The organism is Streptomyces sp. NPDC043867, from assembly GCF_056435845.1.
Genome location: NZ_JBWKDS010000018.1, coordinates 106,994 through 132,381, shown reverse-complemented (window position 1 = coordinate 132,381; position 25,388 = coordinate 106,994). Strand labels below are relative to the sequence as shown.

General features: G+C 72.4%; 18 protein-coding genes and 1 pseudogene. 9 read left to right on the top strand and 10 right to left on the bottom strand.

Translation table 11 applies throughout. From position 1 onward, the window contains the following. The first annotated feature begins 7 nt into the window (after positions 1-7). Genes pcaH through pcaDC form a run of 4 tightly spaced genes read left to right on the top strand, consistent with a single transcriptional unit; the run spans position 8 to position 3,862 of the window. Positions 8-778, top strand: a complete 771-nt coding sequence (gene pcaH, locus AC069T_RS19675; RefSeq protein WP_478783959.1) for a protocatechuate 3,4-dioxygenase subunit beta — start codon at positions 8-10, stop codon at positions 776-778. Between the two features lie 5 nt (positions 779-783). Further along, on the top strand, positions 784-1,347 hold the full coding sequence (pcaG, locus tag AC069T_RS19670; RefSeq protein ID WP_478783993.1) for a protocatechuate 3,4-dioxygenase subunit alpha: 564 nt from the start codon (positions 784-786) through the stop codon (positions 1,345-1,347). Then, entirely contained in the window at positions 1,344-2,723 is a 1,380-nt protein-coding gene (gene pcaB / locus AC069T_RS19665; RefSeq protein ID WP_478783958.1) for a 3-carboxy-cis,cis-muconate cycloisomerase, read from the top strand. The genes pcaG and pcaB overlap by 4 nt, the downstream gene beginning before the upstream one ends. After that, entirely contained in the window at positions 2,720-3,862 is a 1,143-nt protein-coding gene (gene pcaDC, locus AC069T_RS19660; RefSeq protein ID WP_478783957.1) for a bifunctional 3-oxoadipate enol-lactonase/4-carboxymuconolactone decarboxylase PcaDC, read from the top strand. The genes pcaB and pcaDC overlap by 4 nt, the downstream gene beginning before the upstream one ends. A gap of 155 nt (positions 3,863-4,017) precedes the next feature. Here the strand turns inward: pcaDC and AC069T_RS19655 are convergent, their stop codons facing one another. Continuing rightward, positions 4,018-6,687 (bottom strand): ATP-binding protein, encoded by a 2,670-nt coding sequence (locus AC069T_RS19655; RefSeq protein WP_478783956.1) that lies wholly within the window; start codon positions 6,685-6,687, stop codon positions 4,018-4,020. Positions 6,688-6,946: 259 nt separating this feature from the next. Between AC069T_RS19655 and AC069T_RS19650 the strand changes: the two genes are divergently transcribed. The 3 genes from AC069T_RS19650 (at position 6,947) to AC069T_RS19640 (ending at position 10,473) form a co-directional block, all read left to right on the top strand. After that, entirely contained in the window at positions 6,947-8,239 is a 1,293-nt protein-coding gene (locus tag AC069T_RS19650; protein ID WP_478783955.1) for an MFS transporter, read from the top strand. A gap of 4 nt (positions 8,240-8,243) precedes the next feature. Further along, on the top strand, positions 8,244-9,398 hold the full coding sequence (locus tag AC069T_RS19645) for an anhydro-N-acetylmuramic acid kinase (RefSeq protein ID WP_478783954.1): 1,155 nt from the start codon (positions 8,244-8,246) through the stop codon (positions 9,396-9,398). 106 nt (positions 9,399-9,504) lie between these two features. After that, positions 9,505-10,473 (top strand): DUF2510 domain-containing protein, encoded by a 969-nt coding sequence (locus AC069T_RS19640; RefSeq protein ID WP_478783953.1) that lies wholly within the window; start codon positions 9,505-9,507, stop codon positions 10,471-10,473. A 156-nt stretch (positions 10,474-10,629) separates the two neighbouring features. Here the strand turns inward: AC069T_RS19640 and AC069T_RS19635 are convergent, their stop codons facing one another. Further along, positions 10,630-11,241 carry a TetR/AcrR family transcriptional regulator gene (locus AC069T_RS19635; protein WP_358851942.1) on the bottom strand — a complete coding sequence of 204 codons (612 nt, stop codon included), beginning with the start codon at positions 11,239-11,241 and terminating at the stop codon, positions 10,630-10,632. 231 nt (positions 11,242-11,472) lie between these two features. Here AC069T_RS19635 and AC069T_RS19630 point away from each other — a divergent pair, with 231 nt between their 5' ends. Next, positions 11,473-12,351 (top strand): phosphatase PAP2 family protein, encoded by an 879-nt coding sequence (locus tag AC069T_RS19630; RefSeq protein WP_478783952.1) that lies wholly within the window; start codon positions 11,473-11,475, stop codon positions 12,349-12,351. Next, complete coding sequence (locus AC069T_RS19625; RefSeq protein ID WP_478783951.1) at positions 12,348-13,295, top strand: DMT family protein; 948 nt, start codon at positions 12,348-12,350, stop codon at positions 13,293-13,295. The genes AC069T_RS19630 and AC069T_RS19625 overlap by 4 nt, the downstream gene beginning before the upstream one ends. A 98-nt stretch (positions 13,296-13,393) precedes the next feature. On the opposite strand, the gene AC069T_RS19620 is transcribed toward AC069T_RS19625, so the two are convergent. The 8 genes and pseudogenes from AC069T_RS19620 to AC069T_RS19585 form a co-directional block, all read right to left on the bottom strand. Next, complete coding sequence (locus AC069T_RS19620; protein ID WP_478783950.1) at positions 13,394-14,323, bottom strand: LURP-one-related family protein; 930 nt, start codon at positions 14,321-14,323, stop codon at positions 13,394-13,396. Between the two features lie 52 nt (positions 14,324-14,375). Beyond that, the gene (locus AC069T_RS19615; RefSeq protein ID WP_478783949.1) at positions 14,376-16,427 is read right to left on the bottom strand and encodes a phosphocholine-specific phospholipase C; all 2,052 of its coding nucleotides are present in this window, start codon (positions 16,425-16,427) and stop codon (positions 14,376-14,378) included. A gap of 333 nt (positions 16,428-16,760) precedes the next feature. Next, positions 16,761-17,768, bottom strand: coding sequence for a pyridoxal-phosphate dependent enzyme (locus AC069T_RS19610; RefSeq protein WP_478783948.1), 1,008 nt, complete (start codon positions 17,766-17,768; stop codon positions 16,761-16,763). A 229-nt stretch (positions 17,769-17,997) separates the two neighbouring features. Further along, the gene (locus tag AC069T_RS19605; protein WP_478783992.1) at positions 17,998-20,169 is read right to left on the bottom strand and encodes a discoidin domain-containing protein; all 2,172 of its coding nucleotides are present in this window, start codon (positions 20,167-20,169) and stop codon (positions 17,998-18,000) included. A gap of 147 nt (positions 20,170-20,316) precedes the next feature. Next, positions 20,317-21,918 (bottom strand): annotated as a pseudogene (locus tag AC069T_RS19600) (glycoside hydrolase family 13 protein); the annotation flags it as partial. 38 nt (positions 21,919-21,956) lie between these two features. Then, positions 21,957-22,832: a carbohydrate ABC transporter permease gene (locus tag AC069T_RS19595; protein ID WP_478783947.1), complete on the bottom strand. Its 876-nt coding sequence runs from the start codon at positions 22,830-22,832 to the stop codon at positions 21,957-21,959. Beyond that, a complete protein-coding gene (locus AC069T_RS19590; protein WP_478783946.1) occupies positions 22,829-23,800 on the bottom strand; it encodes a carbohydrate ABC transporter permease in 972 nt (323 codons plus the stop codon). The genes AC069T_RS19595 and AC069T_RS19590 overlap by 4 nt, the downstream gene beginning before the upstream one ends. A gap of 8 nt (positions 23,801-23,808) precedes the next feature. Beyond that, entirely contained in the window at positions 23,809-25,161 is a 1,353-nt protein-coding gene (locus AC069T_RS19585) for an ABC transporter substrate-binding protein (RefSeq protein ID WP_478783945.1), read from the bottom strand. Between the last annotated feature and the right edge of the window lie 227 nt (positions 25,162-25,388).

The following is a 25,388-nucleotide window of genomic DNA, read 5'->3' as shown; positions in this document are numbered from 1 at the left end:
TCGCCCCATGGCTCTCACCCAGTCGGACATCGACCTCGAGGTCGACGCACTCCAGGACGCCTACGACAAGGCACTCGCCGCCGGTGCGCCGGCCCGGCACCACCCGCCGCGCGGGTACGCCCCGTACCGCAGCTCCGTACTGCGCCACCCCAAGCAGCCGCTGGTCGCCGTGAACGGCGGCGACCCCGAGACGGTGGAGCTGTCGGGTCCCGTCTTCGGCCCCACCGACACCACCGAGATCGACAACGACCTCACCGTCCAGCACCCGGGTGAGCCGCTCGGCGAGCGCATCACCGTCTCCGGCCGCCTCCTCGACAGCGGCGGCCGCCCCGTACGCGGTCAGCTCGTCGAGATCTGGCAGGCGAACGCCTCCGGCCGCTACGCCCATCTGCGCGACCAGCACCCGGCGCCGCTCGACCCCAACTTCACCGGAGTGGGACGAACCCTGACGGACCATCAGGGACGCTACTCCTTCACGACGGTCAAGCCGGGCGCGTACCCGTGGCGCAACCACACCAACGCCTGGCGGCCCGCGCACATCCACTTCTCGCTGTTCGGCACGGCGTTCACCCAGCGCCTGGTCACGCAGATGTACTTCCCGAACGACCCGCTGTTCCGCTACGACCCGATCCTGCGGTCCGTGACCGACGAGTCGGCGCGCGACCGACTGGTCGCCACGTACCGCCACGACCTGTCCCGACCCGAGTTCTCGCTCGGCTACGAGTGGGACATCGTCCTCGACGGTCCCTCCGCCACCTGGATCGAGGAAGGCCGTTGACCGCCATGAGCGAGAAGCTGCTCCCCACCCCCTCCCACACCGTCGGCCCGTTCTACGGGTACGCGCTGCCGTTCCCCGACGGCGGGCAGGTGGCGCCACCGGGGCACCCCGACACGATCACGCTGCACGGATACGTGCTCGACGGCGCCGGCAGCCCGGTCCCCGACGCCCTCGTGGAGTTCTGGCAGGCGGCCCCCGACGGTTCGCTGACAGGCGCGCCCGGGTCGCTGCGCCGCGACCCGGTGACCGGCGGACACCTCGGCCGCAACGGCACCGACTTCACGGGCTTCGGCCGGGTCGCCACGGACGCCGACGGGCACTACGCCCTGCACACGCTGCCGCCCGGCAACCGCGGGCTGCCGTACATCAGCGTGTGCGTGTTCGCCCGCGGTCTGCTGCACCACCTCTTCACCCGCGCGTATCTCGCCGACGGCGTGGACCCGCTGCTCGACTCGCTTCCGGCCGAGCGGCGCGCCACGCTGATCGCGGCGGAGGGGGCGCACCGGACGTACCGTTTCGACATCCGTCTTCAGGGCGAAGGCGAAACGGTCTTCCTGGAGTTCCGGTGACAGCTGTCGACCCCGTCGAGTCCGACGCAGGCCTGCTCGCCCCCGGATGGGCGGGGTCGGCGGCCCATGCCGCGACCGGCGACACCGCGTATCTGCGGGCACTGCTCGACGCGGAGGCCGCGCTCACCCGCGCCCAGGCATCGCTCGGGCTCGCCCCGGCACGGGCGGCCGCCGCGGTGGACGCGGCGGCCGACGCCGCGCGCTTCGACGTGCGGTCGGTCGCGCTGCGCGCCCGGTCCGGCGGCAACCCGGTGATTCCCCTGGTCGCGGACCTGACCAAGGCGGTCGGCGAGGAGTTCGGGCCGTATGTCCACCGGGGTGCGACCAGCCAGGACATCGTCGACACGGCCACCATGCTGGTGGCCTCGCGCACGCTGGGTCCCGTCCTGGCCGACCTGGAACGTACGCAGTCGGCGCTGGCCCGGCTCGCCGCGCGGCACCGGGACGCCGTGCTGCCCGGACGGACGCTCACCCAGCACGCCGTGCCGACGACCTTCGGCCTGAAGGCCGCGGGGTGGCGGTCGCTGGTGCTGGACGCCAGGGACCGGATCTCCGCCGTACGGGACTCACTGCCCGCCCAACTCGGCGGCGCCGCAGGCACGTTGGCCGCGTTTACGGCGTTCGGGGCCGAGGCGGCGGAAGCCGGAGGTGCGCGCGTGCCCGTCGACCCCCGGGCGCTGACGGCGGCGTACGCCCGTGAACTCGGGCTGGCGGAACCGCTGTTGCCGTGGCACACCCTGCGTACGCCGGTCGCTGACCTGGCCGGGGCGCTGGCGTTCACGGCCGGTGCGCTTGGCAAGACCGCCGTCGACGTGCTCACCCTGTCCCGTACCGAGATCGGTGAGCTGGCGGAGGGCGCCGGCGGCGGCTCCTCGGCCATGCCGCACAAGGCGAACCCCGTGCGGGCGACCCTGGTCGCGGCCGCGGCCCGGCGGGCACCGCACCTCGCGGCCACCCTCTACGCGGCGATGGCCGCCGAGGACGAGCGTCCCGCGGGCGCGTGGCACGCCGAGTGGGAGCCCCTGCGCGACCTGCTGCGGGCGGTCGGCGGCGCGGCCCGCGACGCAGCCGAACTGACCGAGGGCCTCCAGGTGAACACGGACGCCATGCGCGCGCACCTCGGACTCACCCACGGCCTGATCGTCTCCGAGCGGCTCGCCGCCGAACTCGCTCCCGTCCTCGGCCGGACCCGCGCCAAGCAGCTGCTGAGCCGGGCCGCCGAACGGACCGTCACGGAGGACCGGCCGCTGCTCGACGTCCTCCGTGAGGAACCCGGCCTCGCGGATCTCGGCCTCGACCTCGCGGACCTCACCGACCCCGCCCGCTATTCCGGCGCCGCCGGAGCCCTCACCGACCGTGCCCTGGAGCGATCTTGACCACCGAGCCGTCCGAGCCGCTGCTGCACCACCGCGCGGAGGGGCCCGGCACGGCTCCCCCGCTGCTTCTCGGACCGTCGCTCGGCACGTCCACCGCACTGTGGGACCAGGTCGCGCCCGAACTGTCCGTCACCCACCGGGTGATCCGCTGGGACCTGCCGGGCCACGGAGGTTCCCCCGCGGCGCTGATCGGTCCCGGCGCGACGGTCGCCGACCTGGCCGGGCTGGTGCTGGCGCTCGCCGACTCCCTCGGCATCGACCGGTTCGCGTACGCCGGTGTGTCCCTGGGCGGCGCGGTCGGACTGCACCTCGCCGTGCACCACCCCGAACGGGTGTCGTCCCTCGCCGTCATCTGCTCCTCGGCCCACTTCAACGGCGCGAAGCCGTGGCGGGAGCGGGCCGAGCTGGTCCGCCGGGACGGCCTCGCGCAGCTCGCGGCGACCGCCGACGCCCGCTGGTTCACCCCGGGGTTCACGGTCCCGCGGCTCGTCGAGGACCACCGGACCGCGGACCCGTCGGCGTACGCGGCCTGCTGCGACGCGCTCGCCGCCTTCGACCTGCGCGACCGGCTGGCGTCGATCGGCGTCCCGACCCTGCTGATCGCGGGCCGCGAGGACCCGGCGACACCGCCGGCGCAGCTGCGGGAGATCGCGGACGCGGTCCCCGGCTCCTCGCTCACCGAGCTGGCGGGCGCCTCGCATCTGGCGCCGGCGGAGCGTCCGGAGGCCGTGCTGGCCGCCCTGCGCGGGCACTTCGGGGGTGCGGCACGGCGCGGTATGGAGGTGCGCCGCGAGGTTCTCGGCGATGCGCACGTGGACCGCGCCCAGGCCAGGCAGACTCCCTTCACCGCCCGTTTCCAGGACTTCATCTCGCGCTACGCGTGGGGTGAGATCTGGACCGACCCGACACTGTCCCGCCGCGAGCGGAGCATGATCACGCTGACGGCCCTGGTGGCGCACGGCCACCACGACGAGCTGGCGATGCACGTCCGGGCGGCACGGCGCAACGGGCTGACTGCGCAGGAGATCGGGGCGGTGCTGCTGCAGAACGCGGTGTACTGCGGTGTCCCGGCCGCCAACGCGGCCTTCGCGGTCGCCCAGCGGGTACTGGCGGAGGAGGACGCGGACGGGACCTGCTGACCGCGGCGCTGTTCCCGTGGAGAGCCGGGCCTGCGACCCGTCATGGACCCGGCCGGCGGACCACCACGGGGTGCCCCGGAGCGGAGAGCCGCGCGGCACCCGGGCCCGGAGAGCCGCAGGACGCCCCCGGCCGGACCACCGCGGGGTGCCGTGGGCTACAGCCCCCGCAGTGCCTGTTCCGCCTTTCTCACCAGGCCGTCCGCCCCGCAGGAACGTGCCAGGGTCAGGCCCTTGTGGAGTTCGGCGGCCGAGCGGGACGCGATGCCGTACTCGACGCGGGCCGCCGCGTGCTCGAACTGGCAGGGCGAGGCTTCGAGGTAGGCGACCGCCTGGGCCGCCAGCCGTACCGCGCGCTGGCCCGACTCCAGGGACGCCGCGCAGCGGAGGGCCTCGCCGATGGCGGTGTCCGTGCCGAAGCGCTCGGCCTGCCGGCGGGCCTCGCCGGCCAGCGCGGCGGCACGCACCGGGTCGTCGGTGGCCAGCGCCCTGGCGAGGTCGACGGCCCACGGGGCCAGCACCGTGTTGTGGTGACCGCGCGAGGTGGCCGCCTTCTCCGCGGCCTCCAGTTCATTGACGCCTTCCTTGGTGCGGCCGAGCGCGAGCAGCAGCCGGCCGCGCACGGAACGGGTGTCGGGCAGCACGATGGTGGACGGGTACGGAGGCGCGAACCCGTAGCGCTCGGCGATCTCCTCCGCCTCGTCGACATGGCCGCGGGCGAGCAGGGTGTCGATGAGTCCGCAGGTCGCCGACCAGTACAGGGGCAGTCCGCGCCCGACGCGTTCGGCGAGGCGCAGGGATTCGCGCTGGGAGGCCTCGGCGTCGGCCAGCCGGCCGCGCCTGCGGTGCGCGAGGCCGAGGTAGGCGTGGGCCAGCGCGAGGTGTCCGCCGCTCCAGCCGGCCGTCTCGTAGGCACGCAGGGCCTCGCTGAAGAGGCTCTCGGCGCGGTCGAGCCGGTCCGCGTAGGCGTACGAACTGCTCAGCATCATGAGCAGTTCGATGCCCCACTCGGTGTCGGTCCAGCCGAGTCCGGGCGCGAGGCGGCCGTTGACGAGGGCGCGGTCGCAGAGTTCCACGACCTCCTCGGCGTTCTCGCCGTGCATCATCGCGTCGAAGCCGCGCAGGATGAGCAGGGCGCGCTCGGAGTTGTCCCGGCCGGTGCACGTCCTGACGAGTTCGGCGAGGCCGCGGGAGCCGCCGGAGGAACCGTCCTCGCCCGCGTGGATGCCTTCCCACATGTAGTGCACGGCCTGGAGCCGCATGCGGGCGGGCCCCGGCTCCAGCCGGGCGACCTCGGCGTCGACCGTGCGGACGGCCTCCTCCAGCTGGTCGTTGTGGAGCAGGGCCTGCGAGAGGCGGAAGACGGCGTCCACCCGCAGCTCGCCCTCGAGCCCCCGCATCTGCAGCGCGGAACGCAGATGACCGATGGTCCTGGCGGGTGCGGTCAGCAGTGTGGCGCAGCCCAGTTCGTAGAGCACGCGCGCGTGGGTGTCCGGCAGCGGAGGCTCCAGGAGAGCGCGCTCCAGGCACCGGCGGGCCGCGTCGGGCGCGCCGACCGCGAGGTGTTCACGGGCGGCCTCGCGCAACTGCTCGACCAGCTCCGGGTCGTCGTCCGGGTGGACTTCGAGGAGGTGGCGGGAGGCCGCGGCGGCGCCGCGTCCCGAGTCCGTGACGGCCCACGCGGCCTGCCCGTGCATCGCGGTGCGCAGGGCGTCCGGGATCGAGCGGTAGACGGCGCTGGCGATCAGCGGGTGCACGAACTCCAGGTCGCCTTCGGGAAGCTGGCCGTTCGCGGATTCCGAGGCGGTCAGGATGCGGGCGGCGCCGAGCAGTTCGGCGCAGCGCAGCGCGTCCTCGCGCGGCATCCCGGCGAGCTGGGCGGCGAGGTCCAGGGAGATCCCGGTGCCGAGGATCGCGGCCGCCCAGGCGAAGCGGGTGGCGTCGATGCCGAGCCCTTCGAGCCGGGCGACGAGACCGCGGCCGCGCGCCGAGCGGTTCAGGGCGCGCAGTTCGGCGGCGGAGGCCTCGACCGGGTCGAGGTCGCTGTCCTGGACCTTGGCGAGGAGTTCCACGGTCTCGTACGGGTTGCCGCCGGTGACCGCCCAGACCTCCCGGCAGAACGGCGCGTCGGCGTGCTCGCCGAGCGTGGCGCGGGTGAGTCCGGCCGCCGCGTCGGGGGTCAGTGCGCTCAGCCGGGTGACCGGGCGGGCCGCGGCGGCGACCGTGTCGAGGTGGCGGGCGCTCTCCCCGCTCACCTCGCCGGGCCGGCGGGCGACCACGACGAGGACGGACAGGTCGTCGAGACGCTCGGCGAACGCGGCCAGCCAGCGCAGCGTCTCCTGGTCGGCCCAGTGCGCGTCGTCGATGAGCAGCACGAGGGGCCATTCGCGCCGGGCCAGCCGCCGGACCGCCGCGACCAGTCCGTCGCACACGCCCTGCGGATCGGGCTGGCGGTCGCCGGGATCGGTCACACCGAGCGCGGGTCCGGCGATGTCGTACCAGTCGCCCAGGTACTCGCGCGCCTCCTCGGGCAGCAGCGAGACGAGGGCGGGCTGCAGCAACTGGCGTACGACGTTGAAGGGGACGGACGTGACGGTCTCGCCGCCGCGGGCCGACCACACCGTGCAGCCGCTGCTCTCCGCGAGGCGTCGGGTCTCGGCGAGCAGGGCGGTCTTGCCGAGACCCGCCTCGCCGGTGAACACCAGCAGACTTCCCGAGGACGCCGAGTCCGCGCGCAGGGCGGCGATCGCCCGCCGGACCGTGGCGACTTCCTCGTCGCGCTCCCACAGGGAGGCCGAGGCGGCCACCTGGGGCCGTGCCTCCGTCATCCCGCTACCTCCCCAGGTCGCCCAAACGACGTACAGACATCGAGCCTAGCCGTCCGGCGGCCGAAGTGGAGGCCGGTCCGGGCACCTGTTGCCTCCACGGGTGACGGCGGGTGTCCGAAGGCGACGCGCAAGGGTCCCGACCAGCGCCCGTGAAAGTTATTGACAGTCATATCCGTGAAACTGAAGCTTGTTTTCCAGCATGGACGGGACCGGTCCGCTTCGGTGCGGCCGGTCCGCACCGGCCGCGGGAGGATTCGACATGACGGTCTCCGTGCGGGACCCGGATCCGCGCGCCGGCCGGCCCGGGCAGTCCCGCAGCGCCCTGCTGGCGGGCTCGGTCGGCAACTTCATCGAGTGGTACGAGTTCGGGGTGTACGGCTACTTCGCCACGATCATCGCGGCGAGGTTCTTCACGCCCGAGGGCGGCGGCGAGGCCGAGGCGCTGGTGAGGACGTACGCGTCCTTCGCGCTGGCGTTCTTCTTCCGGCCGGTGGGGGCAGCGCTGTTCGGCCGTCTGGGTGACCGGATCGGCCGCCGTCCCGTCCTCATCACGGTGATCGTCCTGATGACGGCGGCCACGACCCTGATCGGCGCGCTGCCGACGTACGCCACGGCGGGTGCCCTCGCGCCCTGGCTGCTCACTTTTCTGCGGGTGCTCCAAGGACTGTCGGCGGGCGGGGAGTTCGGGGGTGCGGTGTCGGTGATGACGGAGTTCGCGCCGCCGGGGCGGCGGGGGCTCTACGGGTCGTGGCAGTCGTTCACCGTCGCGCTGGGCCTCCTCGGCGGCGCCGGGGCGGCGGCGCTGACGGCCACCGTGCTCACCGAGGCCCAGTTGGGCGACTGGGGCTGGCGGCTGCCCTTCCTGCTGACGCTGCCGCTGGGTCTGGGCGCGCTGTGGCTGCGGCTGCGCCTCGACGAGACACCGTCCTTCATGGCGGCGCGGGCTCGGGAGCCGGAGCGGCCGGGGGCGGGCGAGGTCGGCCGGGCGATCGGGCTCGGGGCAGCCCGGATCATGGGGTGGGCGGCGGCCGGTTACACGTTCCTCGTCGTACTGCCCTCGTACCTCCAGAGCACGCTGGACGCCACGTTCCAGCAGGCGCTCCTCGCCACCGTCCTCGCCAACCTCGGCTTCGCGGCGACGATCATCCCGGCGGGCCTGCTGAGTGACCGCGTCGGGCGACGGCCGGTGATGCTCGCGGGCGCGGTCCTGGTGGCGGTCCTGGCGGTTCCGCTCCTCGACCTGCTCCAGGACGCCGGGACGCCGGACGCGGCGAAGGGCACCGCGGTGTTCGCGGCCGGTGCCGTCGTCGGGCTGATGGCCGGGCCCGGGCCGGCGATGCTCTCCGAGATGTTCCCCACGAGTGTGCGCTACACCGGTCTGGGACTCGCCTACTCCCTGTCCAACGCGGTGTTCTCGGGCTGCGCCGGCCTCCTCATCACGGAGACGGTCGAGCGGACCGGGAACGTGGACGTCCCCGCGTACTACGCGGCGGCGACCTGCGCCGTCAGCGCGGTCGCGCTGGCCACCGTCCCCCACCGGGAGAGGAGTTGAGCAGGTGCGGGTGATCGGCCTGATGTCCGGCACGTCGTACGACGCGATCGACGCGGCGGCGGCCGAGCTGACGCTCGACGGGGACAGCCTCGTGCTGCGCCCGCTCGGTCTCGTGAGCGAGGCGTACGACGGCGGCCTGCGGGCCGCGCTCGCGGGGGCGCTGCCGCCGGCCGCCACCAGCCTGGCCGAGGTGTGCCGTCTCGACACCCGGATCGGGCAGGCCTTCGCCGCGGCCGCCGTCCGCGCCGACCGTGAACTGTGCAGCGGAAAAGGCGAGTTGGTCGCCTCCCACGGTCAGACCTGCTACCACTGGGCGCGGGACGGACAGGTGCACGGCACGCTCCAGCTCGGGCAGCCCGCGTGGATCGCCGAGGCCACCGGGCTCCCGGTGGTCGCCGACTTCCGGCCCCGTGACATCGCCGCGGGCGGTCAGGGCGCGCCGCTGGTGAGCCTGGTCGACCGGTGGTGGCTGCGCGGCCGTCCGGGCACCCCGGTCGCCCTGAACATCGGCGGTATCGCCAACCTGACCGCGCCCGACGGGACCGCCTTCGACACCGGGCCCGGCTGCGCCCTCCTGGACACCGCCGCGCGGGGCCTGACCGGAGGCCGCCTCGACCACGACGTGGACGGCGCGCTCGCCGCCCGGGGCGAGGTGCACGAGCCCCTGCTGCGGCGACTGCTCGACGAGCCGTACTACGCGCTGCCCGCACCGAAGACGACCGGAAAGGAACTCTTCCATTCCGGCTGTCTGCGGGACGCGTTGGCGGGTCTCGGGACGCTGACCGCCGAGGACGTCCTCGCGACCCTGGCCCTTCTGACCGCCCGTACGATCGCGGACGCGGTGCGTGCCGTGCGGGCCACGGAGGTGATCGCGTCCGGGGGCGGCACCCGCAATCCGGTCCTGATGGCGATGCTGGCCGCCGAACTGCCGGACGTGACGTTGCGGGACTCCGGCGAGCTGGGGCTGCCGTCGGCCGCCAAGGAGGCGTACGCGTTCGCCGTCCTGGGCTTCCTGACCGTGCACGGGCTCGCCGGCAGCGACCCGGCCGCCACCGGCGCCCGGCATCCCAGCGTGCTCGGCTCGATCACCCCGGGGCGGGAGGGCCTGCGCCTGCCGCCCCGCCCCGGCCTGGCACCCGAGCGGCTCGTCGTGCGGTGACACCCCCCGCCGCCCGTCACGGGACGGCATCGGCGACGTCGCCCCGGGGTCACGCTTCGGGAGCCCTCTCATCCGCCTTTCACCCAGGGCTCATACGGTGGGTCCCATGACGCAGGCGACTCCTCCCGGCTGGTATCCCGATCCGGGTCAGACAAGTGACGGTCCCCCCACCGAGCGCTGGTGGGACGGCAACGCATGGACGGACCAGACCCGCGCCGTCGGGTCGGCCGCCCCCTGGGGTCCCCCAGCGTACCCGCCGGGGGGCTATCCGGCCCCACCGGCGCGGCGCGGACTGCGCACGGGCATAGCCGTCGCCGTCGCGGTCGCGGTTCTCGCGGGCATAGGCGGCGGCGTGTACGCACTGACGAAGGACGACGGCGGCGGGAACAGCGCCGACTCCCAGGGGCCGGGCGGGCAGAACGGCCGGGGCGGCCCCGGGCGCACGGGCGGGTCCGAGGGCGGCCAGGGCGGGCCCGACGGATCTCCCGGCGGCTCGGGCGGGCCCGACGGGCAGTCACCAACCCCGGACCCGTCCGGGCAGCCACCCACCGAGGACGGCTTCGCCACCGACGCGATGAGCGGCATCGCGCTCCCGGTCCCCGACGGCTGGACCGGCAAGAGCGGCCTGGGCGCCTCCGTCACCTCGGACGACTCCTACAAGTGCCCCGGCGACACCTCGCAGACCTGCACCAAGGGCGGGGCCTACTCGGCGCCCGCCGTGGCGCTGAAGCTGATGGCGACCACGGCGGAGGCGGCGGCCAAGGAGGACATCTCCAAGAACGCCGAGGAGTCGTACGGCGGCAAGACCTACGGGAAGATCACCTCGCACCGGGAGCTCGCGTCCGAGTCGGTCACCGTGGCCGGGCAGAAGGGCTATCTGGTCCGCTGGAAGGTCGTCACGAGCAAGGGCGACGACGGCTACGTCGAGTCGCTCGCCTTCCCCTCGCCGGCCGGCTCCGAGCAGCTCGTCGTCGTCCGCTTCGGCGTCGACGTCGGCACGAAGGCGGCCGTGATCGACGAGATCACCAAGGGCATCAAGCGGGTGGCGTCCGGCGGCAGCGGCGAGAACGTCTAGGACGAGCTCGCCACCCGGCCGCACAGAATGCGGCCGGGTGGGGCGCCCCTCCGCTCAAGAGGAACCCCACCCGGCCGGGGTGCGCGCCGCCCCCGTCCCCACGGTGCGGCGCGGTCAGGCCGCCGTCCGGTCATCCCGCGGACGGCGGCCTGGGTCTCAGGTCAGGCCGAGGGCGGGAATCACGACCGCCTCCACGAAGCCCTCGAGGTAGTCGCCGTCCGCGTACCGGCCCTCGAGGACGGGGCGGACCCGCAGGACGCCGAGCAGCTGTGCGGGGATGTACTCCAGCGCCGGGTGGTCGGCGGCGATCTCACCGCGCTCGACCGCGCGGGCGATCATCTCCCTCAGCTCGGCCACCTCGGGCTCGACGAGCGCGTCGCGCAGCGCCTTCTGCAGCTCCTCGTCCTGCATCACGGCGTGGCCGAGCGCCTGGAGGAGCTGGGTGTCGCCCGACCGGTCCCCCGCGGTGCGGGCCGCCGCGCGCAGGTCCCCGGCGAGCGAGCCCGTGTCGATGCCGCGGAACCGCGGACAGCGACTGGCCCGCAGCGCCGCGGCCACGAACTGGGGCTTGGTCTTCCACTGGCGGTACAGCGTGGACTTGCTGCAGCGTGCGCTCGCGGCCACGCCCTCCATGGTCAGGGCCTCGTACCCGCATTCGCGGATCTGGTCGAGCGCGGCGTCGTAGAACTCCTGCTCACGCTCCGGCGTGATCTTGGAGCGGCGCGAGGTGGCGACCGTCTCCGGTCCCTCCGCTGCCTGCGACGTCATGGCTCTTCCCCTCGCTCGACCGGCGGTCCGCTGCACCCGCTCGTCCAGTGTATCGATACGTCAGTGTACCGGTACACGCTCGTATCGGTACACTGACGTATCGGTACAGTGTCGTATCGGTACACTGGCGTATCGATGAGTCCTGGACAGGACCCACTCCCCCGGAGTGGACCTTGCCCTGGGCTCACCGCGCACCACCCCACGCAAGACCGTCAGCGAAGGGGCCGGGGGATGAATTCCCAGACCGAGCCTGCAGATCGGCCGCCCGACGCGGCCATACGCCGGACACACCAGCGGCACATCACCGCGCGGCCGGCACCGTCGGCGACGCGCGACACCCTCGTGCGCCCGCCTCTCGTCCGTGAGCTCCTGCTCGTCGTCGGACTCTTCGTCGTCTACAAGGCCGGCCGGCAGCTGGCCGACGGCCACACCGCCGAGGCCTTCCGCAACGCCGGCCACGTGTGGGACTGGGAGCGGGCCGCGCACCTGCCGGGCGAGGGCGCCGTGCAGAGCGCGCTGCTGCACAGCGACACGCTCGTGCACCTCGCGAACACCTACTACGCGACCGTCCACTTCCCGGCCACCGCGGCCTTCCTGATCTGGCTCTACCTGCGGCGTCCCGCCCACTACGTGTGGTCCCGCCGGGTCCTCGCCGCGGTCACCGCCGCCGCCCTCGTGCTGCATCTCACCTTCCCCCTCGCCCCGCCCCGGATGCTCGCCACGGCGGGACTCGTCGACACCGGGCAGGTCTACGGACCGACCGTGTACGGGGCGCGGCCCGCGACCGACTCGGTGGCGAACCAGTTCGCGGCGATGCCGTCGCTGCACTTCGGCTGGGCGCTGATGGTCGCGGTCGGCCTGATCGCGGCGACCAGGTCCCGGTGGCGGTGGCTGTGGCTGCTCCATCCGCTGTTGACCCTGCTGGTGATCGTCGGCACGGCGAACCACTACTGGCTCGACGCGATCGTGGCCACCGCGCTGCTCGGCATCGCGCTCGCCGTGATCCACCTGCCGCACCGGACGCTGACGACCGCGGGCCGTACCCGTCCCGCGGCGGACGCCGAGAGTGCGACGGAGTCCCTGCCGGAGCTCGTGGGGGCAGGACGATGAGCGCCACCCTCGTCGCCGTGGTCCTGTCGCTGTTCTCCGCGGTGGCCTACGCCGCCGCCGCGGTGGCCCAGGAGCGGCTGGCCGCCAAGAGCGCCGGCACCGGCCTCCTGCGGCTGCTCGGCGACGGCGCCTGGTGGTGGTCGGTGACCCTCAACGCGGCCGCCGCGCTGCTGCACGTCGCGGCCCTCAAGTACGGACCGCTCACCCTCGTCCAGCCGCTCGGCGCCCTCACGCTGGTGGCCGCGGTGCCGCTGGGGGCCCGGGTGGCCGGGCGCCGGGTCAGCGCGGTCGAGTGGCGGGGCACGGCGCTCACGCTGATCGGCCTGGCGGCCCTGCTGGTCACCGCCTCGGGCCCCGCGCCGGACGACATCCTGAGCGTGCCGCAGGCGCTGGGCGTGTCCGCCGCGACCGCGGTGGTCATCGGCGGCCTGTCCCGGCCGGGCGCCCGGCCCGGCCTGCGGCACGCGAGCGCGTCCGGCTTCGCGTCGGGTGTCGCCTCGGCGCTCACCCAGACGGTGACCGTCGCCGCGACGGACCGCAGCGGACCGCTGCTCAGCGTCGAGGTCGTGGTGGTGGCGCTCCTGGTCGCCGCGTTCGCGACGGGCGGGCTGCTGCTGTCGCAGACCGCCTACCGGGGCGGACTCGGCGCGCCGCTCGCGGTGGTGACGCTGGCCAACCCGGTCGCCGCCGCGGCGATCGGCCTGTCCCTGCTCGGCGAACGGCTCCAGTACGGCGCGCTGGGTGTCCTGCTGGCCGCGACGGGGGCGGCGGTAGCGGCCTGGGGTGTCGTGACGCTGTCGCGCTGGGCGCCCGAACCCGCCGTGGCGGACGACCACCCCGTCGCCGCGGTGCTGGCGCTGGAGCCCGGGTCGGCGGCGTGCGAGCCGGCGCTCGTGCCCCGGCAGTCGGCCCGCCGCACGAGGCGCCACCTCACCCGGCTGTAGGTGCCGCGAGGCGCCGGAACAGCGAACGGCGGCCGCACCGACGCGTCACGTCGGTGCGGCCGCCGTCGGCGTGGTGCGGGTCAGCGGCGTCGTGCGGGTCAGCCCAGTCCGCGGGAGTCCTGCTTGAGCGCCGTGTCGACCGTCAGCGCGGTCGCCACGACCAGGCTCAACAGGGGCTCGGGGAGCTGGTAGTGGATCTGCAGGACGTAGTTGTCGGCCGTCGTGAACAGCGTCTTCGCGAGGCCTTCCCAGGTCTTGGTGATCCGGGCGACCTCGTTGTCCGCGTGGTCGACGATCGCGAAGTTCCAGGCGCGCCAGTTCTCCGCCTTGATCGCGCCGACCTGCCGGCCGTCGGCGTTGATCGCGAAGTTGATCTTCCCGATCATGTTCTGCTGCACGATCTCGCCGACGGGCTGTCCGTCCGGACGCGCCACGAGCACCCGCGACTTCAGGAACTTGCGGGGCCGGGTCAGCAGCAGTTGCGGCTGACCGTACGCGTCGCGGATCTCCAGCTTGTGCGTCATGAACTGGTCGATGCTGGCGACGAACCGCAGAATCTTCTTCAGGGCGCTCTGCCCGACCTGGACGACCGAACCGAGCTGGTTGCCCTGCTGGTCCATGACCTTGTACTCGTTGGTCAGCTCGATCAGCTTGGCCTTCTGGTTCACCACCAGGACCGGCTCGCTGAACAGGGTCCCGCCCCCGGCGCCGCCGCCGGCCACCCCGGCCTGCTGCTGCACCTGACGCTGCACGCGCGGGTCGGCACCCGCGGGGGCCTGCTGTACGGGCTGGCCGGCGTACGCCTGCTGGGCCTGCTGGCCCCCGTACGCCGGCTGCTGGGCCGGCTGCTGCGGAACCGCCTGCTGCGGAACCGCGGGCGCCTGCTGCGGAACCGCGGGCGCGCTCTGCCCCTGCTGGTCGGTGTTGGTGTGCTGGGTCCACTGGGAGCCGTCCCAGTAACGCAGCGTCTGGGCCGCCCCGTGGGGATCCGGGTACCAACCTGCAGGTGTGTTCGAATGCGTGGTCACCGGGGCACACTACCTCGCTCGGGACGGAAAGGAACGGGCGCCCGGGTAACCATCACGCGGTGACGATCGCCGGGTCGCTGACCCCCGGACGACCGTTCTCGACATGTCCGGCGAACCGCCGCACAAACGCCGGATCCGCCTCGGACACGACCTCCAGGTCGTACCAGCGCCTGCTCGCCCGCAGGTCGACCCGGTGCTTCACGGTCGCCCCGGCCCGCACCCGGAACGTGCGCGCCCGGCCGCCGTAGCCGTCGGTGAGCCGGAGACTCACCGTGCCGGAGCCCTTGTTGGTGAAGGTGAGTTCCACGTCGTCCCCCACGTGCCGGGCACTCACCTCGGGGCCCGCCACCTTGCCGGGGCCCCGGAAGGTGCGCAGGAAGCCGTTGGGCCCGTGCACCGTGAGGTCGTACGAGCCGCCGGAGTACGCAGAGTTCCAGGTGTCCGAGACGGACTTGCCCGCCTCGGTGGTGTAACTCCACGGCCCGTCGGTGCGGTTGCCCGAGGTGACGAGGAAGGCGGCGCCGGCCTGGGCGCCCGAGGCGAAGGTGAGGGTGAACTTCCCGGCGGCCGTGTCCGCCGAACCGTCCACCCAGGGCGCGTACTTGAGCGGGCGCGCGGGCCGGGAACCGCGCTCCTGCCGGGGCAGGACGGGGTGGGCGGGAGGCGTCGGCACGTAGTCGGGGTGGCGTTCGCGGTCCGGCGGCTCGTAGCCGTCGGTGTCCGGCAGCGCGACGGGGCCGGTGTCCTTGCGGGAGAAGTCGAACGCGGAGCTCAGGTCGCCGCAGATCGCGCGCCGCCAGGGCGAGATGTTCGGCTCGTGCACGCCGAAGCGGCGCTCCATGAACCGGAGGATCGAGGTGTGGTCGAGGGTCTCGGAGCAGACGTAACCGCCCCTGCTCCAGGGTGAGACGACGAGCATCGGCACCCGCTGGCCCAGCCCGTACGGTCCGGCGACGTGCCCCGCGTCCCCCTTGTGCAGGTCGGGACCGACGTCGACCGTGGATTTGCCCCGGTCGGCGGACTGCGGCGGGAAGGGCGGCACGATGTGGTCGAAGAACCCGTCGTTCTCGTCGTACGTGATGAACAGCGCGGTCCTGCCCCACACCTCCGGATCGGAGGTGAGCGCGTCCAGGACCTGGGAGATGTACCAGGCGCCGTAGTTCGCCGGCCAGTTGGGGTGCTCGGTGAAGGCCTCCGGGGCCACGATCCAGGAGATCTGCGGCAGCTTCCCGCCCTTGACGTCGGCCTTGAGCAGGTCGAAGAAGCCCTCCCCCCTGCGCGCGTCGGTGCCGGTGCGGGCCTTGTCGTAGAGCGGGTCGCCGGGCTTGGCGTTGCGGTACTTGTCGAAGTACAGCAGCGAGTTGTCGCCGTAGTTGCCGCGGTAGGCGTCCTGGATCCAGCCCCAGGAACCGGCCGCGTCCAGGCCGTCGCCGACGTCCTGGTAGATCTTCCAGGAGACCCCGGCCTTCTCCAGGCGCTCGGGGTACGTCGTCCAGCCGTAGCCGGCCTCGTCGTTGCCGAGGACCGGACCGCCGCCGGTGCCGTCGTTGCCGGTGTAACCCGTCCACATGTAGTAGCGGTTCGGGTCGGTGGAACCGATGAACGAGCAGTGGTAGGCGTCGCAGATGGTGAACGAGTCGGCGAGCGCGTAGTGGAACGGGATGTCCTCACGCGTCAGGTACGCCATCGTCGTGGACGACTTGTTGGGCACCCACTTGTCGTACCTGCCCTTGTTGAACGCGGCCTGTCCGTCGTTCCAGCCGTGCGGGAGGTCCTGGATGAACTGCATCCCCAGGTCGTCGGCCTCCGGCCGGAAGGGCAGCACGTCCTTGGTGCCGTCCGACTGGTACCAGACCGGCTTCTTTCCCGACGTGGTGGCCACCCGGGGGTCGCCGAAGCCGCGCACGCCTCTCAGCGAACCGAAGTAGTGGTCGAACGAACGGTTCTCCTGCATCAGGACGACGATGTGCTCGACGTCGTCGATGGTGCCGCTGCGGTACCCGGCGGGTATCGAGGCGGCCCTGGCGATGCTGTCGGACAACGCGGTGAATCCCGCGGTGCCGCCCGCGAGTTGCAGAAAACGACGCCGGTTCACTGGGGGCATGGGTGGGTGACCTCTGTCCTGACGGGGCACGGGTGGCCCGGATGCTGAGGGAAGGTGCGCGAAAGGAGTGTTCCAAGAGCACCAAACGTCAGGGAAGGGCCTCGTGGCATCCACGTGAAACACGGCGGTACATGCGACCAACGGTTTCGGCCATCGGCGCCGAAGGGTTCCCCGCCAAGGGGCGCGCCCTGTGCCGGGCGTACGGGTGTCGGGACTTCCTGCATACGGACGTCAGGACTCCCGGGCGTCAGGGCTCACCGCCACCACCCGGGCATACGGGCCTCAGGACTCCCGGGCGTCAGGGCTCACCGCCACCACCCGGGCATACGGGCCTCAGGACTCCCGGGCGTCAGGGCTCTGGGCCACCCTGGCCGCCAGTTCACCGGCGATCTCGTGGCCGAACAGTCCGGGCAGCCCGCCCGTGTGCACGAACACCGTGCGCCGGCCCGGCCGGATGTCACCGTCCGCCACGGCCGCCGCGAGACCGGCCAGGGCCTTGGCGGTGTAGACCGGGTCCAGGATGACGCCCTCGCACACCGCCGCCGCTTCCAGCGCGGACGAGGCGGCAGGCGTGAGAATCCCGTACCCGGCGCCGGCCTGGTCCCGGCGCAGACGCAGCGCGGAAGCCTCCGTACGGCCCTCCGACACCGCGCCCACCAGTGCGGCGACGCGGGCGGGAAGGTCGTCCACCGCACCCACGTCGACCCCGAGGACCCGCTCCGCGCCGAGTGCGGCCACCAGACCGGCCATGGTCCCGCCCGAGCCCGCGGCGACGACCACGTGCTCCACGCCGGGCAGTTGGTTGTGCAGTTCCCGGCCCCCTTCGAGGTATCCCAGCGCCCCGTTGCGGTCACTGCCTCCGAACGGCAGGACCTCGACGCGCTCCCCCTGCTCCGTCAGCTCCTCCGCCGTGGCGGCCACGGCGAGGTCGAGACCGGCGGCGTCGACGTCCCCGGCCCACACGACGCGCGCCCCCAGCAGCCCTTCGAGGCTCAGATTCCCGGTCCGCCCCTGCGGGCCGTTCCCCCGCAGGACCAGCACGGCCTTCAGTCCCAGCCGACGGCTCGCCGCGGCTGTCAGCCGCGCGTAGTTGCTCTGCGCGCCGCCGCTCGCCACCAGGACGGTCGCGCCGCGGCTCAGCGCCTGGCCGCAGCTGAACTCGAGCTTGCGCACCTTGTTGCCACCGCCGCCGAGTCCGCTGAGGTCGTCGCGCTTGAGCCACAGGTCCTCGGGCCCGAGGCCGAGGTGCGCGCCCAGCCGGGGGGCGGCCTCCAACGGTGTCGGCCAGGTGCCGAGAAGCACCCGGGGGGCGTTGGCGGAGCCGCTGTCGCTGACGGTCATGAGAGGTCCTCTTTCTGTGGCGCCGCTGCCCGGACAGGTTCACCGGGCGCAGGATCTGCTGTCCCGTTCCAAGGATGCGACGACTTGGCCCGGCCGGGGAATTCGCCGCCCCGCCGACAGGGACGGGAACCCCCGTGCACACGGGTCGCCCCGCGCTTCGCCTGGCTAGCGGACCCGACCTATGTGTACGAGCGGATCCAGGCGGCGAAGCGCGGGGCACCGGCGAAGGTCAGGACAGATACGCCTCCACCTCGCTGAACTGGGCCGCGGGCCAGCCGGTGTTGGCGGTGACGTGCAGTCGCAGGTGGCGCAGGTTCGTGCCGCCGGGCAGGGTCACGGTGACCGTGTTCCCGCTCGCCGGGTCGAAGCGGTAGTCCTTGGACGCCACCACCGTCGAGTAGCTGGTGCCGTCGGTGCTGCCCTGGACCGACAGGGTCTGGGTGCGCGCCTGCCAGGCGGCGGCGGGCGGCAGCTTCAGCACGACCCGGCGGGCGGGCTGCGTCGAGCCGAGGTCGACCGTCCAGTTCTGCGGGAAGGCGTTGTTGGACGACTCCCAGTAGGTGTTCGCGTCCCCGTCGACGGCCCTGCCCGGTGTGTAGACGTCCTGGGAGCCGCTCGCGGTGGCGGTGCGGCCCTTGGCGAGGTTGCGGGCCGGGTCGGGATCGGGGTTGCCGGAGCCGGGCTGCGGCCAGGCGTTGCAGTTGGACCAGGTACTGTCCCAGCCGGAGTTGCCGCCGCCGTCGGTGAGCGTGAAGGTGCCGGAGGCTGCCGGGTAGGGGCAGTTGTAGACGCCCGCCGCGCCGACCCCGGTGGCCCGGACGTTGCTGAAGCGGACCGCGCCCGGTGTCTCGGCCTGGACCACGACCGTGCCGACCCTGTTGACCGTGGCGCCGTCGACCGTGATGTTCCGGGTGGCGTGGCCGCGTCCGCCGCCCGACACGAACTCGAAGGCGCTGTAGGGGCTGTCGGTGATCGTCGTGTTGGTGATGCTGACGGTCGCCTCGATCGCGCTGTCGTAGGAGTCGACGCGCAGCGCGCCCATCGGGTGCCCCCAGTTGGGGTTCAGCGCGCCGGTGCGCACGAGGGTGTTCCCGGAGACGGTGATGGTCCCGGCGAGCGGCGAGAAGGGGTCGAGGAACTTCTGGTTGGAGATGGCGATGCCGCTGCCGAGGGCGTTGGTGTCGGAGATCAGGTTGTTCTTCACCCCGATGTCGGTGCCGCCGTAGACGGCGATGCCGTTGGCGAGGTTCGGCTGGGTGATGGTGTTGTTCTCGAAGCTGCTGTTGGTGTCGGGGGCGTACAGCGACCACATGGCGAGTGCGTCGTCGCCGTTGTTGCGCAGGAAGTTGTTGCGGACGCGGACACCGCGCGCGTTCCCGTTGAGGTTGAGGCCGTCGGCGGTGGTGTCGAGGATGCGGTTGTTCTCGACGACGAGGTTGTCGTTGTTGCCGGTCAGCCAGAGGCCGACCTTGAGGTGCTGGATCCACATCCCCGAGACGCTGGAGTTGGGTCCCAGTGAGCCGTTGACGAAGTTGTCCGGGTTGGAGTCGACCCGTTCGGTGACCTCGCCGAAAACCGCGAAGTCCTTGAGGCGGACCCCTCCGGAGGAGTTGCTCTGGTCGATGAAGCGCGAGGTGTGCACGACGGAGTACCAGCTGCCCGCACCCTGCAGGGTGACGTTGGCGACGCCTTGGAGCGAGGACGTGATCCGGTAGTCGCCCGGCGGGATCCACACGACTCCGCCCTGTGCGGCGGAGATCGCGTCCCGGAAGGCCTGCGTGGAGTCGCCCTGGCCGCCGGGGTCGGCGCCCTTGTCGGTGACGGACACCGATCCGGCCGGCCGGGTGCCGGCCGCGGCCACCTGCTCGAAGTCGGCGACATCCACCGTGACTTGGGTGGACGTGGCCTGGAGGGCGACCTTGTCGCCGGCCTGCACACCGCGGCCTAGGAGAAGCCGGGCGTTGTCGTAGAAGTGGTGGGTCTTGGCGCCGGCGATCCAGGAGGTGTCGACGTAGGAGTACTTGGAGGTGGCGGGGAGCGACTTGGCGAGCTTGGTGCCGTTGACGTAGACGTCGAGGGTGCCGGACTGGCCGTCGGGCACGCTGTAGGCGACGTTCACGGCGTTGGCCGCGCGGGGCACGGTGAACTCGACGCGCTGTCCCGCGGCCAGGCGTACGGCCTGGCGCCCGGACGCCTCGGAGGCGAGGGTGCCCTGGGTGTGGTCGGGGCCGATCTTCGTGCCCGTGGAGGTGGCGGACTCGGCCTCGACCGAGGTGAAGGGCAGGTCGGCGCCCGCGGCCGAGGCCGCGGAATGCGCCGTGGTGGCGCTGAGCAGGCCTGCCGCGAGGGCGACGGCAGTGGCGGCCGCCGCGGCGGGCATGCGCCCGACAGATCTGGACATGTGCTGATCCCTTTCGTGGTGGGGGTGCCGGGACAGCGGGTGGTGCGGGGGGGGGGGGGGGGGGGGGGGGGGGGGGGGGGGGGGGGGGGGGGGGGGGGGGGGGGGGAGGGGGGGGGGGGGGGCGTCTTGTTGCCGCTGCGGGGGCACCAGCCAGGCCGCCGTGTCCCGGGGAAGGCGTCCGTCGGCGTCGAGCGGGCCACTGGTGAGCAACAGCTCGCTGTGTGACGGGAGTTCGGCCGGAGCGGCGGAGAGGTTGACCACGCAGAGCGGGCCGTCCGCGCGGGCGAAGGCGAGGACGCCGTCGGGTGCGGGCAGCCAGGCGAGCGGGCCGTCGCCGAAGCCGGGCCGGGCGCGGCGGATGCGCAGCGCCTCGCGGTACAGGCTCAGCATCGAGGCGGGGTCTTCCGCCTGGCGGTCGGCGGCGTACGCGGGCCAGGCGGACGGCTGCGGGAGCCAGGGTTCGCCGCCGAATCCCGCGTGGGGCCCGTCGGCCGTCCACGGCAGGGGTACGCGGCACCCGTCCCGGCCGGGGTCCGTCCCGCCGGAGCGGTGGTGCATCGGGTCCTGGATCCGCTCGCGCGGTATCTCCGCCTCGGGCAGGCCGAGTTCCTCGCCCTGGTAGACGTAGACGGCGCCGGGCAGGGCGAGCGAGAGCAGGGCGGCGGCGCGGGCGCGGCGGGTGCCGAGTGCCAGGTCGGTGGGCGTGCCGAAGGCCTTGGCGGTGAAGTCGAATCCGGTGTCGGCGCGGCCGTAGCGGGTGACCGTGCGGGTCACGTCGTGGTTGCACAGCACCCAGGTGGCGGGGGCGCCGACCGGGGCGTGTTCGGCGAGGGTCTCGTCGATGGCGGTGCGCAGCCGTCCGGCGTCCCAGGGGCAGGAGAGGAACGAGAAGTTGAAGGCGGTGTGCAGCTCGTCGGGGCGCAGGTAGCGGGCGAAGCGCTCGCTGTCGGGGAGCCAGACCTCACCCACGAAGATGCCGCCGTACTCGTCGGCGACGGCGCGCCAGGAGCGGTAGATGTCGTGGAGTTCGTCGCGGTCGACGTAGGGGTGCGGCTCCCGGCCCTCGACGTGGTCGGGCAGCGCGGGGTCCTTGGCGAGCAGCGCCGCCGAGTCGATGCGTACGCCCGCGACGCCCCGTTCGAACCAGAAGCGCAGGACGTCCTCGTGCTCCTGGCGGACGGCGGGGTGCGCCCAGTTGAGGTCGGGCTGCTCGGGCGTGAACAGGTGGAGGTACCAGTCGCCGTCGGGCAGCCGGGTCCACACGGGTTCGGCGGAGCCCGCGAACTGGGACGGCCAGTCGTTGGGCGGGAGTTCGCCGTGGTCGCCGCGGCCGGGCCGGAAGTGGAACAGCTCCCGTTCGGGGCTGCCGGGTCCGGCGGCGAGCGCGGCCCGGAACCAGGGGTGCTGGTCGGACACGTGGTTGGGCACGATGTCGACGAGGGTGCGGATGCCCAGCTCGCGTGCCTCGGCGATGAGTTTCTCGGCCTCGGCGAGCGTCCCGAAGGCGGGGTCGATCACCCGGTAGTCGGCGACGTCGTAGCCGCCGTCGGCCAGGGGTGACAGGTACCAGGGGTTGAACCACAGGGCGTCCACGCCGAGTTCGGCGAGGTACGGGAGTCTGGCGCGGACGCCCGCGAGGTCGCCGGTGCCGTCGCCGTCGCCGTCCGCGAAGCTGCGGACGTACACCTGGTAGATGACGGCGGAGCGCCACCACTGGTCCTGCGTGCGGGCAGGGGAAGGCTGTCCCACTGTGCCTACCTTTCTGTGAAACCGTTCAGGGGGTGGCGTCAGCCCTTGGTGCTGCCCGCGCTGATCCCGGCGATGATGTGCCGCTGGAACACCAGGAACATCACGACCATGGGGATGCTGGCGATCACCATGGAGGCGATCAGTACGGTCAGCGGGATGTTCTGCGACAGCTGGACGAGGGCCACGCTGATGGGCTGCTTGTCGGTGTCGGAGAAGACCATCAGCGGCCAGAGGAAGTCCTGCCAGACGGCCACCAGGGCGAAGATCGACACGACTCCCAGCACCGGCCGGGACATCGGCAGCACGATCGACCGGAGGGTGCGCAGCCGGCCGGCGCCGTCGATCTCGGCGGCCTCCAGGACGTCCCGCGGGATCTGGTCGAAGAAGCGCTTGAGCAGATACAGGTTGAAGGCGTTGGCCACGGCGGGCAGCCAGATGCCGAGCGGGTCGTTGAGCAGGCTGGCGTGGATCAGCGGCAGGTCGGCGACGGTGAGGTACTTCGGTACGACCAGTGCCTGCGCCGGGACCATCAGCGTGGCGAGGATGCCGCCGAGGATCACGTTGCCGAAGGCCGGTTTCAGTTTGGAGAGCGCGTAGGCGGCGGCGGTGCAGAACACGAGTTGCAGCACCCAGGCGCCGGCGGCCTGGACGACGGTGTTCCACAGGTGGGTGGGCAGGTCCATCAGGTCCCAGGCGTCCGTGTACCCGCTGAGTCGCCAGTGGTCGGGCACGAGCGTGGGCGGGGTGCGCACGACCTCGTCCGGCGACTTCATGGCGCCGGACACCATCCAGTAGACGGGGAAGAGGAAGGCGACCGCGAACAGCAGCACCACGCCCGTGAAGACCGTCCAGTAGACGGCCCTGCCGCGGGGGCGGGCGAGCGTCAGGGGGGAGATGAGTGTGCGGGTGCTCATGCGTCCTCGCCTCCCGAGCGGGTGAGCCGCAGATACAGGGCGGAGAAGACGCTGAGCAGCACGAGCAGCATGACGCTGAGCGCGCAGGCGCCGCCGAAGTCGTTGTAGAGGAACGCGTACTTGTAGATGAGGTACAGCACGGTGACGGTCGCGTTCTCGGGGCCGCCGCCCGTGATCACGAAGGGTTCGGTGAAGACCTGCATCGTGGCGATGATCTGCAGCAGCATCAGCATGAGGATGATGAAGCGGGTCTGCGGGATCGTCACGTGCCGGATGCGCTGGAGGAGGCCGGCGCCGTCGAGTTCGGCGGCCTCGTACAGCTCGCCGGGGATGCCCTGGAGCGCGGCCAGGTAGATCAGGACGGTGCCGCCCATGTTGGCCCAGGTGGCGACGACGACCAGGGAGACGAGCGCGGTGTCGGCGCCGTTGGACCAGTTCGAGGTCGGCAGGTGCAGGAAGCGCAGTGCCTCGTTGGCGAGGCCCGCTCCGGGGTCGTAGAACCATTTCCACAGCAGCGCGCTGACCACCGGCGGGATCATCACCGGCAGGTAGACGACGACCCTGAAGAAGGCCTTGGCGTGGCGCAGTTCGTTCAGGACGAGCGCCAGGACGAACGGGACGGCGAAGCCGATGAGCAGGGCGATGACGGTGAAGGTGAGCGTGTTGCGCCAGGCTGCGGAGAACTCGGGGTCGTGGAAGACCCGGGTGAAGTTGTCGGTGCCGACCCACTCCGCGTCCGCTCCCGGCGTGTACTTCTGGAAGGCGATCACGACGGCGCGGATGGCCGGGTACCAGGAGAACAGCGCGAAGCAGAGCACGCCGCCGGCCAGGAAGGCGTACGCGCGCGACTGGTCGGCGAGGCGGCGGCGCCACGGGCTCCCCGTCCGGCGCCCGGCCGGCCGCCGCGCCGCCTCCGGCATGACGAAGGCGGCCGGAGGCGGGGCGGGGGGCTTCGATGCGGTCTTCATGAACGGTGTCAGCCCCGGGCCAGAATGGAGTCGATCTTGCCGGAGGCGTCCTTCAGGAGCTGGTCGACGTCGGCGTCCTTCTTGGTGAGCACGGCGGAGACGGCGCCGTCCAGGACCGAGTAGATCTGCTGGGCGTGCGGCGGCTCGATCTTCATCTCCAGGCTCTGGTTGCCGTCGAGGAAGGGCTGGTAGTTCCGCACCGGCACGTTGGCGTTGGTCTTCTTGATCTCCTGGTCCTTGGCGTCGGCGGCGCCGGTGAAGAGCCGGGGCTCGGGCAGGCCGACCGGGGCGTCGTGCTTCTTGGCGCGGGCGTAGTCGCCGAGGAAGCCGCCTCCGGGCGTCAGGAACATGTGGTCGAGCCACTTGAGGCCGGCCTTGATCTGTTCCGGGGTGGCCTTCTTGTTGAACATGTAGCCGTCGCCGCCGATGAGCGTGCCCTTGCCGCCGGGCATCGGGGCGAGCGCGAGGTCCTTGTAGTCGCCGCCCTTCTCCTTCACGAGGATCGGGATGTTGTCGGGCGCGGAGAGGTACATGCCGAGCTTGCCGGAGCCCATCAGCTGCTGGACGTCGTTGATGACGAGGAGCTGCTTGCTGCCCATGGAGTCGTCGCTCCAGCGCATGTCCTTGAGGTTCTGCAGGACGGCCTTGCCCTCGGGGGTGTCCACGGCGGCCTTCTTGCCGTCCTCGCTGACCACGTTCCCGCCCTGGGAGTACATCTCGGCGGTGAAGTGCCAGCCGCCCTGGTTCTGGGCGCTGTAGTCCGCGTAGCCGACGGTGCCGTCCCCGAGGGCGGCTATCCTCTTGGCCGCGGCGCGCAGTTCCGCCCAGGTCGCCGGGGGCTTCTCGGGGTCGAGGCCGGCCTTCTCGAAGAGCTTCTTGTTGTAGATCAGGCCCATCGAGTAGCCGGTGCGCGGGATGCCGTAGATCTTGCCGTCGACGGTGTAGATGTCGCGCAGCTGCTGCTGGATGGTGTCGTAGCTGTCGAGGTCCTTCACGTACGGCGTGAGGTCGGCGGCCTGGTTGATGTCGACGACGTGCTTGGCGTCCGTGAAGTACGTGTAGAACACGTCGTCCATCTGACCGCCGGCGAGCTTGGCGTCGAAGGTCTTGGGGTCCTGGCAGGGGAAGGCGTCATGGGCGACGACGTCGATGTCCGGGTTCTGCTTCTCGAAGGCCTTGATGTCGGCCTCGAAGAACGAGCGGTCGACCTTGGCGCTCTTGGGCGGCATGCAGTTGACCGTGATGCGGGTCTTGCCGCCCGCGGCGTTGTCGTCGTCGGAACCGCAGGCGCTCACGGCGCTGAGCGTGAGGGCCGAGGCCACGAGTGCGGTGCAGGTACGGCGGAACCCGGTGCTTCTCATCGGTGGACCCCTTTGGGCAGGTGCGTGGAAGGCCCACGGCTGCACACCGGGCGGCGTGCGGCCGTGTCTGGCGCCGCACACTCAAGCACCGCCAACATCTGTCCGCAATATCTCGCGCAGAATCCGTAATTATTTGACAGCTGCGTGGATCGCAGCGGTGCGTCGCTTGCACCGGGCCTCCGGAGGCCGGTGTCGCGTTTGCACAGCGGTGCGTCGGCGTTTGCGGA